The sequence below is a fragment of the Streptomyces sp. NPDC007863 genome, from assembly GCF_040633895.1.
Taxonomy (GTDB): Bacteria; Actinomycetota; Actinomycetes; order Streptomycetales; family Streptomycetaceae; genus Streptomyces.
This window is the reverse complement of the sequence record NZ_JBEYEI010000001.1, coordinates 311,392-326,083: the sequence shown is the minus strand read 5'-3', so window position 1 is coordinate 326,083 and position 14,692 is coordinate 311,392. Positions and strand designations below refer to the sequence as shown.

Below are 14,692 nucleotides of genomic sequence, written 5' to 3'. Positions count from 1 at the left end.
GTCAAGGCAGCATAACGGGCCTGTCGTCGGTTCCTCCGACCACAGGGGTCCCCCCTCCTCGCGGCCCCGCGCCGGTGGCGCCGTCAACCCGCCGTGTCGAACAGGTCGTTGATCTCCGTGTAGTCCAGGGCCTGCCGCAGCGAGGGCGCGTACCCGCCCTCGCCGTACAGGTCGCGCGCCGCGTCCCGGGCCGCCGCGTAGGCGGACTGGGCGATGCCCGAGCCGAGACTGACGCGGGCCACGCCCAGGGCGGCCAGCTCCGGCACCGAGGGTGCGCCGGGGCCCGCCATGACGTTGAGGGGGACCGTCAGGGCCTCGGCGAGGGACCTGATGAGGTCGGGGTCGGTGACGCCGGGGACGAAGACGCCGTCCGCTCCGGCGTCGACGTACGTCCGGGCCCGCGCCAGCGTCTCCCGCAGCCGGTTCGCGGGGTCGCCCAGGCCCAGCAGGTAGGTGTCGACCCGGGCGTTGACGAAGAGGTCGGCGCCCGCCCGGCCCGCGGCGGCGCGCGCGGCCTCGATCCGGGCGGCGAGGGTGCCCGGCGGCCGGGTGCCGTCCTCGATGTTGACGCCCACGGCACCGGCTTCCAGGACGCGGGTGACGGTGTCCCCGACCTCCTCGGGGCTCCGGCCGTGGCCTCCCTCGATGTCGGCGCTCACCGGCACGGTGACCGCCGCCGCGATCCGGGCGACCGCGTCCAGCGCGAGGTCCCGGGAGACCCGGTCCCCGTCGGGGGCTCCCAGCGACCAGGCGACGCCGGCGCTGGTCGTGGCGATCGCGGGAGCGCCCGCGGCCTCGACGATCCGGGCGCTGGCCGCGTCCCAGGCGTTGGCGAGCGCGAGCGGGCGGGTGGTGGTGTGGAGGGAGCGGAAGAGCGCGGATCCGTGCGGTGCGTTGCTGGTCATGAAGGTCAGCCAAGCAGGGCCGGCGGCCGTTGTCCGGCAGGAATCCGACATGGACGTGATCGGGTCACCCGTCGCGCTCCTCTCCCTGCCGGCGGGGGTGGCGATATTCGCTGGGCCCGGGCCGACGCCGTCGGGCACAATGCCCGCGATGATCTCCACCGCCGGCGATCTGCTCGCCGCTCTCGAACCCCTGCCCCACGCCGCCCGGCTCCGGTTCACCGCCGTCACCGCGCACCGACTGGCCGCCCGGGGCGACGTGCGCCCGCTGATCACCGAACTGGACGCGCTCGGCGCGTACGAGCGGCGCCTGGGCGCGCTGGCGGCGCTCGCCGCCGGGGACACCGCGCACCTGCTCGCCCGGCTCGGCGACCTCGATCCCGTGGTCCGCCGGTACGCGCTCCGCTGCGCCCACCGCCTGCCCCTCGCCGCGGCCGGCGACTCCTTCGACCTCGCCGTCGAGGCCGCCTGCACCGACGCCCCCGCCGTCGTCCGCGCCGATCTCGCCCGGCTGCTGCGCGACGGACGGCGGGCCGCGCTCGCCGAGCGGCTCGTGCGGCGGATGCGCGTCGAGTACGGCGACCGGGACGCGGCGCTGCTGCTGCCGGGGTGCTCCCCGGAGTTCACCGCGCGGCTCCTGCCCGAGGTCGCGGGCGTCCTGGAGTACGAGGACTGGAGCACCCTGGCCCGCCGGCACCCGATCGCGGTGCTCGACCACGCCGCGCGCGAACTCGCGCCGCTCACGCGCTGGTCGCGCAACGCGTGGTGGAGGCGGTACGCGACCGGGATCGCCACCGCGCTGGCCGCGGCGCCGGAGCGCGTACTGGAACTCCTGGAGACGTACGGCCCCGACGACCTCCCCGGGCCGGTCCACGACCGGCTGGCCGAACTCGTCGCGGTGGACCCCGAGCGCGTCGTGCGGTGGTTCACCGACCCGGACCGGGCGGCGGGGCGCTGGGAGCGGACGCCCGGGCCGGCGGTCATGCGCCGGCTGGTGGCCGCGGACCCGCCGTCGCTGCCCGCCCTCGGGGCGCTGTGGTTCCACCGGAAGGCCTTCCGCACCCTGCTGCGGGCGCTGCCGCCGGCACGCCGGGGCGCGTTCCTGGACGCCGTCGTGGCCGTGGCCCCGCCGCGCCGGAACGTCCGGGCCCACACGGGCGTGCTGGGCCTGCTGCCGGCGGCCGAGCGGCACGCCCGGGCACGTGCCGCCGTCGACGCGGCCGAGGCCGGGGACGGCCCGGCGGAGGACGTCCAGGACCTGTTCGTCCTGTTCCCGCCGGCCGAGGCGCGCCCCCGGCTGCGGGCCGCCCTCGCCACCGGGGACGCCGACGACCGCTGCACGGCCTGGTCCCGGCTGATCCTCAACGCCGCCCTGAGCCGTGACCCGGAGCAGGTCGCCACGGTCCTCGCCCTGGCCGCCGGCCGTCTCGCCCACGAGCGCGACCCCGTCCGCCGGGACGTCCTCGACTCCTTCACCCTGGTCCCTGCGCCGCTGCTGCTCGCCGCGGTCGCGCGCGACGCCGGCGGTGCCGACTCCCTGGAGCGGCTGTGCCTGGACGCCCTGAGGGCCCGGGACTGCTCCTCCATGACCCGCGACACGATCCGCAAGCTGGCCGTGACGCTGCTCTCCGGCGCGACTCCCCCCGCGCCGGTGGCGCTCGCCGCGCGCCTCCTGGAGTCCCTGACGACGCACACCGGGACGGTCGAACTCGGCTCCCTCGAAGGGGCGTTGAGCGCGGACGGGGTCCGTGCGGTGGCCGCCGCGCTCGGCCCGTGGCTGGACCGGAGCGCCGCCCGGGGCGACGTCGCGCCCCTGCTGGCCCTGGTCGCGTCCTGCGGACGCCGCGCGTACGGCGTCCCCGAGCTGCAGGACCGCCTGGAGAAGGCGCTGGCCGTCTGTCCCGACGGAAGCTTCGGCGAGGTCGCCGCCGCCTGGCTCGCCGATCCCGCGAGCCGAGGCCCCCGCGTCGCCGGGCTCCTGGACCGGGAGCCCTCGGCGGTGTTCCTGCCCCCGGTGCTCGCCGTCCTCGCCGCCGAGCGCACCGACCTCCTGGATCCGGCCCTGTCGGAATCCCCGCTCCCCGGCGGCCGGTTCCCGGTGGCGGGGACGGTACGGGCGCTGCCGCCGTTCCGGCACGCCGACCGGTGGCTGCCCCGGCAGCAGGAGGCCGCCGTCCGGCTGGCGGCGGCCGCCGTCGGGAACCCCGACCGGGGGGTCGACGAGCGGGCCGCGCTGCTCCGCGCGGTGGCGCCGGTTCCCGTGCACGGCCGGGCGCTGCTGCGGCGGTACGCCTCGCCGCCGACGGGCGGCTCCGTCGTGGAGCCCGCGCTCGCGGCGGCCGCACTCGACGCCGCCGCGCACACCGACGATCCGGCGTCGGCCCTCCCCCTCCTGCTCGACCTCGCGGGCGACGACCGGGCCGTCGCGGCCTGGTCGGCCGCCGGCCGCGCCGCTCTCCACGCCCGGCCCTCCCAGGTCGCGGACCTGCTCCGGTCGGTCCTCACCCGCGAGACGGGGGTGAAGGTCACCGTCCGGAAGGCCGCCGCGCGGCTCGCCGTCCGCCATCTGCCCCCGGCGGCCGCCACCGCGCTGCTGTCCCGGGTGGGCAGGACGCCGGGCGTCCATCCCGACGTGCACGCCACCGTCGTCGGCCTCGCCGCGGCGCTGCTGCCCGCCGAGGAGATGTGGGCGCTGCTGGAGGCGGCGGTGGCCGAGGGGCCGGAACCGGCGCGGCTCGCCGTCCTGGGCGTGCGCCCTCAGGAGACGGCGCGTGCGCACCGGCGGCGGTTCGGCGCGCTGGTCGCCCGGCTGGCGTTCGCCGACGACGAGCGGACGGCGGACCGCGCGCTGTCCGACCTCGCCCACTGGGCCCGTTACGCGCCGGAGGCGGGCGACGCGCTGGTCACGGTCTACACCGACGTCACGAGGCCGGGCAGGCACTGGTCGGTGAGCTCCGCGCTCCACGAGCTGTCCGGCTCCGGGCTCCCGCACCCCCTGGGCGGTGTGGCACCGGGCAGTCTGCTGGGCGAGACGGTGGACCGCCTGCTGGTGCGCGTCGCGGCCGGTGAGCCGGAGGGCGGCGGGCGGGGCGGCGACCTGCCGGCGCTGCGCAGGCTGCGTTCCCTCCTGTCGTCGCCGCGGCTGGAACCCCGGGACTGCGCGGCACTGGCCCGGCGCCTCGCGGACGAGCCGCTCGCCACGGCCACCCGTGTCGGACTCCTCGTCCGCGCGATCGACATGGACGGGACGGAGTCCGAACTCGATTCGGCGCTGGACGAGTTGGTGGACGCGGTCGCGAACCGTCCGGTGCTCGCGGTCGCCGCCGCCGAGGACATCGACGAGGCCCATCGGTACCGCGCGCGCCTCGACGACCCGAGTGCCGTCCTCGCCGCCGTACGGACCCTCGGCGCCGGCGGCGACCTCGTGCGGGGTCTCCTCGCCGCCGCTCTCGCGACCGCCCTGGGAGCCCGGCAGGACTGGCCGGAGCCGTGCCGGGCGGCCGTGATCGCCCTGCGCCGCCACCCGGAGCCGGACGTCCGCGAGCTGGCGTACGAGACGGACCTGGGCGACCACCACTGACGGCGGGGTCAGAGGGGCAGTCGTCCCGGGAAGGCGCCGTGTCCGACGCCGGGCGCGGTGACGGCCAGCCAGCCGTGACCGCCCACCCGCGTCTCCGGTCCGACCCCGTTCGGGTCGACGGAGAGGTGGGCGCAGGCCGAACGGGCGCCCAGGGTACCGGCGTTGGGCGGGGCGTCGTCGTACTCCGGGTCGTGGTCGGGCGCGTCGGCCGCGAGGGTCTCCCAGGGCAGCGGGTCGCCCTCCCATTCGGGGTCGCTCTCGGCGACGAACTGGCGGATCACCCGGCCGTTCTCGGCGACCATCCACACGTCGGAGCCGCCGGCGTCGTCCAGGAAGAAGAACTGGGCCTGTCCGCAGTGCGTGCTGAGCCGCTCCAGCGTGTCGGAGATGTCGTACCAGTCGTCGCCGACGAGGAGGTCGTAGTCGCCGAAGACCAGCCGCCAGCCGTCGAGTTCCGGGGTGACGAAGACCCGGCCCACGGAGCGCTCGCGGTCGCCGTCCCCCGGCACGGGCACCCGCACCTGCCGTCCCTCGGAGGCCGCGATGCCCGCGGCGCAGGTGACGGGACGGCGGTCGTGCAGGCCGAGGGCGTCGAAGAGCCCCTCGTACGAGGCCGCCGGCACGGCCATCCACCAGCCGCTCAGCACATTATCGGGGACGGCCGGGGTCTCGTGCGGGAGCTTCACCCGGATCAGCCGCTCGATCGTTGCGCGGTCGCGGTCGTCGAGCGCGTCGGCCCCGCCGCCCGCGACGAGGGCCGCCATGGCGCCGCGCCGGTCGTGCGGCGGCGTGGCGGGGTCGCGGCGCAGGGCGCGCAGCCGGGGGCGGAAGGTGTCGTGCAGGGCGCGGGCGTAGTCGTCCGCCTTGTACGGGGCGGTGCCGCCGCGCGCGTAGCACGTCACCAGCGCCCGCAGTCCGGCGTCGGAGTCGGTGCCCAGCCGCAGGAGTCCCGCGAACCCCTCGCCCGAGACGCCGTACTTCGGCGAGGCGGCCAGCTCCGCGTACCGGTCGGCGCAGCGCTCGTCGAACCCCGAGAGCAGCCGGTTCGCCAGCCAGCCGGACAGCTCCTGCCGCCGCCATGCGGCGACCACCGCGTCGAAGGCGGCCGGCCCGATGAGCCCGAGGGCGCGCATGTGGGGCCTGAGCCGCGGCGTCGCCTTGATCCCGGCGGCAGCCGCCAGCAGGTCCGGCAGCATCTCCTCGCCCCGCGCCACGACCTCCTCGGCGGCGGCCTCGGCCCGCACGGGGTCGTCACTGGACAGCTCTTCGAGCAGGGATTCGATCTTCATGCGTCAGCACCCTAGTCCCCGCCGCGGACAGCGGTGCCCGGCGCGTTAGTGAGGCGTCAGTGGGACGTCAGGGGCCGGGGGGAGGGTGGAGGGGACCACTTCAGGAGGCTTGCATCATGCGACGACGTACGTTTCTCAAGGGGAGTCTGATGGGCTCGGCCGCCGCTCTGGCCGTGCCCGTCGTCGGGGCCGCGCAGGGGACGGCCTCGGCGGCGGGGACCGTGAACGTCGGCAGTGTCGCCGCGCTGCAGAGCGCGATCGACGCCGCCGTGCCCGGCGACCGGATCGTGCTCGCGGACGGTTCGTACACCGTTCCCTCGTCCGGCATCCGGATCGCGGGCAAGCAGGGGACGACGGCCGCGCCGATCACGATCGTGTCGGCGAGCCGCGGGGGCGCCGTGCTCAACGGACCGGTCGGGTTCGTGCTCTCGGCGTCCGCGAACATCACGATCAGCGGTTTCGCGTTCCGGCAGACCGGCACCTTCGCCATCCCCGCCGACTGTTCCCGGATCCGGCTGACGCGCAACGACTTCAAGCTCGCCGACCGCGACGGGCTCGACTGGGTGACGGTGCGCGGCGACGACGCCAAGATCGACCGGAACTACTTCCACCACCGCGGCACCCAGGGGATCTTCCTGGTCGTCGACGGGCCCGGCACGACCGCCATGGCCCAGCGGACCCACATCTTCCGCAACTACTTCGCCGACCACTCCTACACCGGCGCCAACGGCGGCGAGGCGATCCGCCTCGGCGTCAGCCACCGCGCGCTGTCCACGGCCGACGCCCTCGTCGAGTACAACCTCTTCGAGCGCTGCGACGGCGACCCGGAGGCGATCTCGGTCAAGTCCTCCGGGAACACCATCCGCTACAACACCCTCCGGGACGGCAAGGGCGGCATCGTGCTGCGGCACGGCAACGCCACCACCGTGGCCGGCAACCACGTCCTGGGCGGCGCGAACGGCATCCGCCTCTACGGCAACGACCACCTCGTCGTGAACAACCACGTCTCCGGCACGACCTCCCGCGGCATCGTCATCGGCAGCGGCACCACCCGCGACCACCACGAGGGCGAGACGACCGAGGAGCGGCGCGGCAACGACGCCTGCGACCGGGCCGTCATCGCGCACAACACGCTCGTCGGCAACGCCGCGACGCTCTCCGGCGAGAGCCGGACCTACGGGCCCCGGGACGTCGTCGTCGCCGACAACGTCCTCGTCGCCTCCACCGGCAGCCTGGTCGACCTCGACAGCGCCACCGGCTTCACCTGGCAGGGCAACATCCTGTGGGGCTCGGCCGCGAACGGCACCATCCCGTCCGCCGGCTTCCGCCGCGTCGACCCCCTCCTCCGCAAGGACGCCGACGGGGTCCACCGCCTCACCGCCGGCAGCCCGGCCGTCGACGCCGCCACCCTCGCCTCCCTGACGCTCGCCGAGGACGCCGACGGGCACGCGCGCGGCACCGCCCGCGACGTCGGCGCCGACGAGTACTCCACCCTCGCCCCCGTCCGCCGCCCGCTCACCACCGCCGACGTCGGCCCGAACGCGTCCTGACCCCGCCCGCCGGGCGCCCGCTCCTCCGGGGGCGTGCGCCCGGCGACGCCCGACGCCGGACTAGGGTCGCCGCATGCGGGTACGAAGCGACGAACTCACGCGGGACGACGGCCTGTGGGCCGGGCTGACCCTGGACGTACGGGACGAGCGCCCCCGGCCGGGACTGTGCGTGTTCATCGGCGCGGGGCGGCGGCTGCTGCTCGCCCAGGAGTCGCGGCCGGTGCTGCTCGCCGTCGTCGACGAGGACCTGATGGGCGTCGACTTCCGGCGCACCGACGCGTACCGCTCCTGTGTCCCGCCGCTGCGCGCCGACACGGCACGCGCCCTGGCCGGCGACCCGGAGCGCTGGGCCCACCGCTTCGCCCGCCACCTCGCCGAGGCCCCGGACGGCCCGCTGCACGCGGGCCGCTGGCTGCTGACCTCCGGGACCCGGCTCCTGCGGTGGCGGCCCGCGGGGTGCCCGCACGGGGAGTACTGGAGCTCGATGCTCGTCGAGGGCCATCCGGACGGCCTCGTCGACTGGTACACGCACTCCGGGTCGTGGGAGGTGCTGCCGCTGCGCCCGATGCCGGACGCCGACGACGGCCGGGTGAAGGCCTACCGCAAGCAGGCCAGGGAGGGGACGCTGCCGCCCGTGCTGCTGTGGTGGGTGAGCGGCCTCGACTGCCATCTGATCCTCGACGGTCACGCGCGGCTCGCCGCCGCGATCGCCGAGTCCGTCGAGCCCCCGCTCCTGGAACTGCACCGCACCCTGCCGCACGACCGCCTCGCGGCCGGCACCGCCTCGGCCGTCTCCCTCTACGCGCACGAACTCGCCCGCTTCGCGCGGCTGCGCGCCGTGCACGGCCCCACCGTCCCCGACGGCACCGCCGTCGCCGGTCCCCGACTCGCCCGGCGGCTGGCCGACTTGCGTGTCGACGAGCAGCCGACCTGGGCCTGGCCGCTGCCCGACGCGCTCAGGGACGCGGCGGAGTGGCCGGGTCCGTGATCCGGTAGCCGACGCCGGGCGTGGTCGTGATGACCGGCGGGTCACCGAGCTTGCGGCGCAGGCGGCTGATGGTGACCGTGACGGTGTTGGTGAAGGGGTCGGCGTGCTCGTCCCAGACCTGTTCGAGGAGGTCCTCCGCGCTGAGGAAGGCGGGGCTCGCGCTCAGGAGGGCTTCGAGGACCGCGAACTCCTTCCCCGAGAGTTCGAGGAGGCGGCCGGACCGGGCGGCGGTGCGGCGCACCGGGTCGAGTTCGACGTCCGCCGCGCGCAGCACGAGGGACCGGGCCCCGGGACGGCGACGGGCCAGGGCCCGGACGCGCAGGACGAGTTCGGGAAAGTGGAAGGGCTTGGCGAGGTAGTCGTCGGCGCCCAGGGTGAGGCCGCTGACGCGGTCGCCGGGCGAACCGGCGGCCGTCAGCATCAGGACCATCACCCGGTCGTCCCGCTCGGTGATCATCCGGCAGAGGGTGTCGCCGTGGATTCCGGGCAGGTCCCGGTCGAGCACGACGACCTCGTAGGCGGTGGCGTCCAGCTTGGCCGCGGCCTCCAAGCCGTCGTGGGCGACGTCCACGGCCATGCCCTGGTCGCGCAGTCCCTCGGCGACGACCTCGGCGAGATCGCGGGCGTCCTCGACCACCAGGACCCTCACCGTGCCACGTCCGTCTCCGTTCGGGGGTCCCGCGCCGCCGGCCCGTCGGCCGCGCGGGGCAGGGTGAGGGTGACGCGCAGGCCGCCGTCGGGACGGGCGCGCAGGTCCCACGTACCGTGGTGGGCCTCGACGACGGCGGCGACGATGGAGAGCCCGAGGCCGCTGCCCCGGCCGCTGCGGGTGCGGTCGGCGCCGAGACGGCGGAAGGGCTGCCCGAGCTCCGCGACCCGCCGCTGGTCGAGGACGGGGCCGCCGGACTCCACGACCAGGGACACCGTGGCACCGGAACGGGCGCCGTCCGCGCCGCTCCCCCGGCCTCCCCCGTGTCCCTCGTGTCCCTCGCGTCCCTCGTGTCCCCCGGCCCCTTCGGTTTCCTCCGGCCGTACCGTGACGGAGATCCAGCCCCCGGGTTCGTTGTGGGTGATGGCGTTGTCGATCACGTTGTCCGCGACCCGGCGCAGCAGGCTCCGGCTGCCCCACACCTCCGTCGCGGCGGAGGCGTCGACCGGGGCGTCGCGTACCGTCAGGCCCTTGGCCGCGAGGGACTCGGCCCGGCCGGCCAGGGCGGTCCGCGTGACCGCGCCCAGGGACAGCCGGCCCGAGTCGCCGAACTCGCCGTGCTGGGCCCGTGCCAGGACGAGGAAGCCCTCCAGGAGCCGGTCCACCTGGTCGAGTCCGCCGCGGATCCGGGCGGCCAGGGTGAGGGTGGTGTCGGGTACCGGGCCCGGCTTGGCGAGCGCCACGTCCAGGGAGGCCCGCATGGTGGTGAGCGGGGTGCGCAGTTCGTGCGAGGCGTTGGCGACGAAGCGGCGCTGGGCGTCGAAGGAGCCCTCCAGGCGGCCGAGGAGGTCGTCGATGGTGTCGGCGAGGTCCTTCACCTCGTCGCCGGGGCCGGCGAGGGCCAGGCGTTCGTGCAGGTTGTCGGCGGTGATCCGGCGGGTGGCCGCCGTCATCACGCGCAGCGGACGCAGCACCCGCCCCGCGACGAACCACCCGAGGCCGACGGACGCCACGGTCATGACGCCGAGGGCGATGGCGGAGCCCGTGAGGATCTGCCGGGTCCGGTCGTCGTGCGCCTCGGCCAGCCGCTGCACCAGCTCCCCGACCCGGGCCTGGGCCTGCGCCACCGTGACGGGCCGGCCGCCGTCGCCACCCGGCTCGTTCCCGGGCGCGGTGCGGCTGTCCCGCGATCCCCCGGAGGCCAGTGCCGCCGCGAGGGTGAGCGCCGCCGCCCCGGACAGCAGGAAGAGGGCGACGTACAGGACGGTGAAGCGGGCGCGGGCGGTGCCGCGGCGCAGACCGAACCGCGCGCCCAGGCCCGTGAGCCGTCGTGACCGACCCCGTCGCATCCACCCGCTCCCTTCCCGCGCTCCCCGTCGGGGCCTGTCGGCGCCGAACTCGCGTGACCAGCCTAGGCGGGGGCACCTCACAGCGGGATGACAGCGCCCGTTCGGCCCCTGTAACCCGTGCGGCGACAGCGTGGGGCCCATGAACGAGGAGAGCGAGGCCGCCCCGGGCGGCGGCCGTGACACGAGGGCGACGATCGAGGTCGTCGGAGTACGCAAGCGCTTCGGATCGCGGACGGCCCTGGACGGGATGACGTTCACCGTGCGCCCGGGGCGGGTGACCGGGTTCGTCGGCCCGAACGGCGCGGGGAAGTCGACCACCATGCGCGTCGTCCTGGGCCTGGACGCGCCCGACGAGGGGAAGGCACTGGTCGGCGGGGTGCCGTACCGCAGTCTGCGCCGTCCGCTCACGCGCCTGGGGGCACTGCTCGACGCCTCCGCGCTGCAGCCCGGGCGCACCGCCCGCAACCACCTCCTGTGGCTGGCGCACGCGCAGGGGCTGCCGGCCCGGCGGGTGGACGAGGTCATCGAACAGGCCGGACTGGGGACGGCGGCACGCCGCAAGGCGGGCGGTTTCTCCCTCGGCATGCGCCAGCGGCTGGGGATCGCGGCCGCGCTGCTCGGCGATCCGCCGGTGGTCATGCTGGACGAGCCGTTCAACGGCCTCGACCCCGACGGCATCGTGTGGATGCGCGGGATCCTGGTGGCGCTGGCACGGCAGGGCCGTGCGGTCCTGGTCTCCAGCCACCTGATGAGCGAGCTCGAAGGCACCGCGGACCACCTCGTGGTGATCGGGCGCGGCCGGGTGGTGGCCGACACCGGGGTGCGCGAGCTCCTCGCCGCGGCCTCCGGCGGCCGGGTCGTGCTGCGTACGTCCGTGCCCGGGCGCGCGGCCGAGGTGCTGGGCGCCGCGGGCGCCACCGTCCGCGCCGACGGCTCCGACGGTCTCGACGTCGTGGGCCTCTCCGACGAGGAGACCGTGGCCCTGCTCACCCGGAACGAGGTGCCGTTCGCGCAGGTGTCGGCGTACCGCGCGAGCCTGGAGGACGCGTACATGGAGCTCACCCGCGACGCGGTGGAGTACCGCGGGCTGCCGGACGGGGAGGTCACGCGATGACGGCCTCCCGCTCCCTGCGCGCGCTGCGCGCCGAGTGGACCAAGTTCCGTACGGTGCGCGGCTGGGTCCTCGGCTCGGCGGGCGCGCTGCTGCTGACGGTCCTGGTCGGTCTGCTCGGCACCGCCGCTCCCGCCGGACCCGGCTCCGTCGCGTACCCGAAGGGTCCCGGCGGGGAGGCGGTCAACGACAGCTTCCACTTCGTCCACCGGACGCTGACCGGCGACGGCACGCTCACCGTGCCGCTGCGCGCCCTGACCGGGCTGGCCGACACCGGGATCGGCCGCGCGCCGGTCGCCGAGGTCCAGCCGTGGGCGAAGGCCGGGATCATCGTGAAGGAGGGCCTCGGCCAGGGTTCTCCGTACGCGGCGGTCATGGCCACCGGCGGCCACGGCGTGCGCATGCAGTACGGCTACACGCGGGACGTGGCGGGACCTTCCGGCCAGGTCTCGGACCGGTCGCCGCGCTGGCTGCGCCTGGTCCGCGCCGGCGACACCCTCACCGGTTACGCCTCCACCGACGGCGCGCACTTCACGAGGATCGGCGCCACGCGGCTGCCGGGGCTCCCGCGCACCGTGCGGGCGGGGCTCTTCGCCGCGTCGCCCCAGGCGATGCACGACACCGGCACGGGCGCGGGCTTCAGCCCGGCCGTGGCCACCGGCGCCTTCGGACGCCCCGAGCTCACGGGCGGGTGGTCCGAGGGCGGTGGGTCCGACGGCGGCGGGTCGGCGGGCGGTGGGTCGGCGGACGCCTGGAGCGGTACGCAGGTGGGCGGCGGCGCCGGCACGTCCGGCAGCTACACGGACACCCTCACGGGCGGCTTCACCCGGGACCCCGGCGGCGGGTTCACCGTCACCGGGGCCGGAGACATCGCGCCGGTCGTCGGCGGGCCCGTCATGGGCGCCGGCTACGCCGTCGAGAACTTCCTCGTCGGCACCTTCGCCGGACTCGTCGTCGTCATCTCGGTGAGCACGCTGTTCGTCACCGGCGAGTACCGGCGCGGCCTGCTGCGCACGACCCTCACGGCGACTCCCTCGCGGGGCCGGGTCCTGGCCGCCAAGGCGCTGGTGGCCGGGGGCGTCGCGGGCGTCGTCGGCGTGCTGGCGGCCGCGGTCGTCCTCCCCGTCGGGGAGCTCGGCGCGCGCGACCGGGGCTTCTCCGTCTTCCCCGTCGGCTCGGCGACGGAGGCGCGTGTCGTCGTCGGCACGGGGCTGCTCTGCGCCGCCACCGCCGTGCTCGCGCTCGGCGTGGGAACCCTGCTGCGGCGCGGTGCCACGGCGGTCGCCCTGGTCCTCGCGTCGCTGGTGCTGCCCTTCCTGCTCGCCACCTCCGGCGTGCTGCCGCCGGGCCCCTCGGAGTGGCTGCTGCGGCTGACTCCGGCGGCGGGCTTCGCGATCCAGCGGACCCTTCCGTACTACCCGCAGGTGCTCAGCGTCTACGAGCCGTCGACCGGCTACCACCCGCTGGCGCCGTGGACCGGCCTGGCCGTGCTCTGCGGCTACGCCGCCCTCGCCCTCGCCCTGGCCGCGGCGCGACTGCGCGGGAGGGACGCGTGAAGCCGGCACTGAAGCCCGCCGCGCACCTCCTGTCGCGCCTGCCGCGCGCCGAGTGGACCAAGCTGCGCACGGCGGGCGGAACGGGCCGGCTGCTGCTCCTCGCCTTCGTGCTCACCGTGGCCGTCGGCTGCGGCACCGTCAGGGCGGTGAAGTGCACGGACGCGGGGTGCGGCCAGGACGCCGTGCGCCTCGCCCTGACCGGCGTCACCGTCGGCCAGGCGGTCGTCGCCGTCCTCGCGGTGCTGGCCGTCGGCGGCGAGTACGGCAGCCGCATGATCACCACCACGCTCATGGCGATGCCGAACCGGCTCGCCGTCCTCGCCGCCAAGGCGACCGTCCTCACCGCGGTCGTCCTGGTCACGGGAACGGCCGCCGTCCTGGCCTCCGTCCTCGCCGGCGGTCTCCTCCTGCCCGGCAGCGGCTTCACCGAGGCACACGGCTACGCCCCGCTGTCCCTGGCCGACGGCCCGACCCTGCGCGCGGCCGTCGGCTCGGTCCTCTACCTGTGCCTGATCGCCCTGCTCGGCCTCGGCGTGGCGACGGCGGTGCGGGAGGCCACGACGGCCATCGGACTCGTCCTGGGGCTGCTGTATCTCTTCCCGGTGGTCGCCCAGGTGGTCCACGATCCGGACTGGCAGCGCCACCTGCAGCAGCTGGCGCCGATGCCCGCCGGCCTCGCCGTCCAGGCGACCGTCGGCGTCGACGCCCTGCCCATCGGCCCGTGGGCGGGCCTGGGCGTACTCGCCGCCTGGGCGGGAACCGCGCTGCTGATCGGGGGCACGCTGCTGCGGATCCGCGACGCGTGACACCGCGAACCCAACGCTCACGCACGGCATTTGATGAATTGTCACATTCGGCACATGCCACGCACCCGCTCGGTTCCGGGTGCCCCTGCGCTAGCCTTCGCGTCATGACCGAACTCGGAGCAGACTCCTGGCCACCCGCCCCCCTGCGGACCGACCGGCTCGTGCTGCGCGAGGCGGACGCCCGCGACCGGCCCTCCTTCGTCGAGCTGTTCGCCTCGCCGGAGGTGGGGACGTTCGTGGGCGGGGCCCGGCCGCGCGAGGACCTGGAAGCGGCGATGCCCGAGGCGCCGGGACGGCGTCCCGGCTCCTTCGTCGTCGAGCGCGACGGCGCGATGATCGGCGTGGTGACGCTGGATCCCGGGAAGGACGGGCGGACCGATCTCGGGTACCTGTTCCTGCCGCACGCGTGGGGGCACGGCTATGCCGCCGAGGCGTGCGGGGCGGTGCTCGGCTGGTTCGCGGACGCGCGGCCCGGCGAGCCGGTGTCGCTCGTCACGCAGACCGCCAACGGCCGGGCGATGCGGCTCGCCGCGAGGCTGGGTTTCACGGAGGTCGAGCGGTACGAGGAGTACGGCGCCGAGCAGTGGCACGGCGTGCGGGGCGGCGGCGGTTCGGAGCCCGGCACCGCGGCGGATTGATCGCGACCGCCGTACAACCCTGTGGATGAGCTGTGAGTCTCCCTTTTCGACCACAGTCGATCACCATGTGATCGAACTCTTGAGGAGCTCATCATCAGCGCCATACGCAAGACCCTCACCGCCACCGCCGTCGTCGGCGCCGTCCTGGCGGGTTCGGCCGCCTGCGGGACGGTCGAGCAGCTGTCCGCCGGGAAGAAGCTGGACCAGGCGTTCGAGAAGCTGGGCAAGGAGAAGTCGCTCTCCTTCGAGCTGGACCTGGACGTCGACGCCGCGA

At 75.8% G+C, this 14,692-nt stretch carries 11 protein-coding genes; 7 read left to right on the top strand and 4 right to left on the bottom strand.

The window, feature by feature from the left end; translation table 11 throughout:
• Positions 1–83: 83 nt before the first annotated feature.
• Positions 84–905, bottom strand: a complete 822-nt coding sequence (locus tag ABZ621_RS01360) for an isocitrate lyase/phosphoenolpyruvate mutase family protein (protein WP_360599443.1) — start codon at positions 903–905, stop codon at positions 84–86.
• A 148-nt stretch (positions 906–1,053) separates the two neighbouring features.
• Here ABZ621_RS01360 and ABZ621_RS01355 point away from each other — a divergent pair, with 148 nt between their 5' ends.
• The gene (locus tag ABZ621_RS01355; RefSeq protein WP_360599441.1) at positions 1,054–4,482 is read left to right on the top strand and encodes a hypothetical protein; all 3,429 of its coding nucleotides are present in this window, start codon (positions 1,054–1,056) and stop codon (positions 4,480–4,482) included.
• A gap of 8 nt (positions 4,483–4,490) precedes the next feature.
• Here the strand turns inward: ABZ621_RS01355 and ABZ621_RS01350 are convergent, their stop codons facing one another.
• Positions 4,491–5,771 (bottom strand): hypothetical protein, encoded by a 1,281-nt coding sequence (locus tag ABZ621_RS01350; RefSeq protein WP_360599439.1) that lies wholly within the window; start codon positions 5,769–5,771, stop codon positions 4,491–4,493.
• Between the two features lie 116 nt (positions 5,772–5,887).
• Here ABZ621_RS01350 and ABZ621_RS01345 point away from each other — a divergent pair, with 116 nt between their 5' ends.
• On the top strand, positions 5,888–7,321 hold the full coding sequence (locus tag ABZ621_RS01345; RefSeq protein WP_360599437.1) for a polysaccharide lyase 6 family protein: 1,434 nt from the start codon (positions 5,888–5,890) through the stop codon (positions 7,319–7,321).
• A 73-nt stretch (positions 7,322–7,394) separates the two neighbouring features.
• Complete coding sequence (locus tag ABZ621_RS01340) at positions 7,395–8,309, top strand: hypothetical protein (RefSeq protein WP_360599436.1); 915 nt, start codon at positions 7,395–7,397, stop codon at positions 8,307–8,309.
• Here the strand turns inward: ABZ621_RS01340 and ABZ621_RS01335 are convergent.
• Positions 8,278–8,958: a response regulator transcription factor gene (locus ABZ621_RS01335; protein ID WP_360599434.1), complete on the bottom strand. Its 681-nt coding sequence runs from the start codon at positions 8,956–8,958 to the stop codon at positions 8,278–8,280. The genes ABZ621_RS01340 and ABZ621_RS01335 overlap by 32 nt on opposite strands.
• Positions 8,955–10,307, bottom strand: a complete 1,353-nt coding sequence (locus ABZ621_RS01330; protein WP_360599432.1) for a HAMP domain-containing sensor histidine kinase — start codon at positions 10,305–10,307, stop codon at positions 8,955–8,957. Before ABZ621_RS01330 ends, ABZ621_RS01335 begins: the two co-directional genes overlap by 4 nt.
• A gap of 139 nt (positions 10,308–10,446) precedes the next feature.
• Here ABZ621_RS01330 and ABZ621_RS01325 point away from each other — a divergent pair, with 139 nt between their 5' ends.
• The 4 genes from ABZ621_RS01325 (at position 10,447) to ABZ621_RS01310 (ending at position 14,418) form a co-directional block, all read left to right on the top strand.
• Positions 10,447–11,421 carry an ATP-binding cassette domain-containing protein gene (locus ABZ621_RS01325; RefSeq protein ID WP_360599431.1) on the top strand — a complete coding sequence of 325 codons (975 nt, stop codon included), beginning with the start codon at positions 10,447–10,449 and terminating at the stop codon, positions 11,419–11,421.
• Entirely contained in the window at positions 11,418–12,974 is a 1,557-nt protein-coding gene (locus ABZ621_RS01320; protein ID WP_360599429.1) for an ABC transporter permease subunit, read from the top strand. The genes ABZ621_RS01325 and ABZ621_RS01320 overlap by 4 nt, the downstream gene beginning before the upstream one ends.
• Positions 12,971–13,780 (top strand): ABC transporter permease, encoded by an 810-nt coding sequence (locus ABZ621_RS01315; RefSeq protein ID WP_360599427.1) that lies wholly within the window; start codon positions 12,971–12,973, stop codon positions 13,778–13,780. The genes ABZ621_RS01320 and ABZ621_RS01315 overlap by 4 nt, the downstream gene beginning before the upstream one ends.
• A 104-nt stretch (positions 13,781–13,884) precedes the next feature.
• On the top strand, positions 13,885–14,418 hold the full coding sequence (locus ABZ621_RS01310) for a GNAT family N-acetyltransferase (RefSeq protein ID WP_360599425.1): 534 nt from the start codon (positions 13,885–13,887) through the stop codon (positions 14,416–14,418).
• Positions 14,419–14,692 lie beyond the last annotated feature (274 nt).

Coding starts and splice junctions, on each gene's coding strand:
- ABZ621_RS01360 (WP_360599443.1), bottom strand. CDS start 905: ATGACCAGCAACGCACCGCACGGATCCGCGCTCTTCCGCTCCCTCCAC.
- ABZ621_RS01355 (WP_360599441.1), top strand. CDS start 1,054: ATGATCTCCACCGCCGGCGATCTGCTCGCCGCTCTCGAACCCCTGCCC.
- ABZ621_RS01350 (WP_360599439.1), bottom strand. CDS start 5,771: ATGAAGATCGAATCCCTGCTCGAAGAGCTGTCCAGTGACGACCCCGTG.
- ABZ621_RS01345 (WP_360599437.1), top strand. CDS start 5,888: ATGCGACGACGTACGTTTCTCAAGGGGAGTCTGATGGGCTCGGCCGCC.
- ABZ621_RS01340 (WP_360599436.1), top strand. CDS start 7,395: ATGCGGGTACGAAGCGACGAACTCACGCGGGACGACGGCCTGTGGGCC.
- ABZ621_RS01330 (WP_360599432.1), bottom strand. CDS start 10,307: ATGCGACGGGGTCGGTCACGACGGCTCACGGGCCTGGGCGCGCGGTTC.
- ABZ621_RS01325 (WP_360599431.1), top strand. CDS start 10,447: ATGAACGAGGAGAGCGAGGCCGCCCCGGGCGGCGGCCGTGACACGAGG.
- ABZ621_RS01320 (WP_360599429.1), top strand. CDS start 11,418: ATGACGGCCTCCCGCTCCCTGCGCGCGCTGCGCGCCGAGTGGACCAAG.
- ABZ621_RS01310 (WP_360599425.1), top strand. CDS start 13,885: ATGACCGAACTCGGAGCAGACTCCTGGCCACCCGCCCCCCTGCGGACC.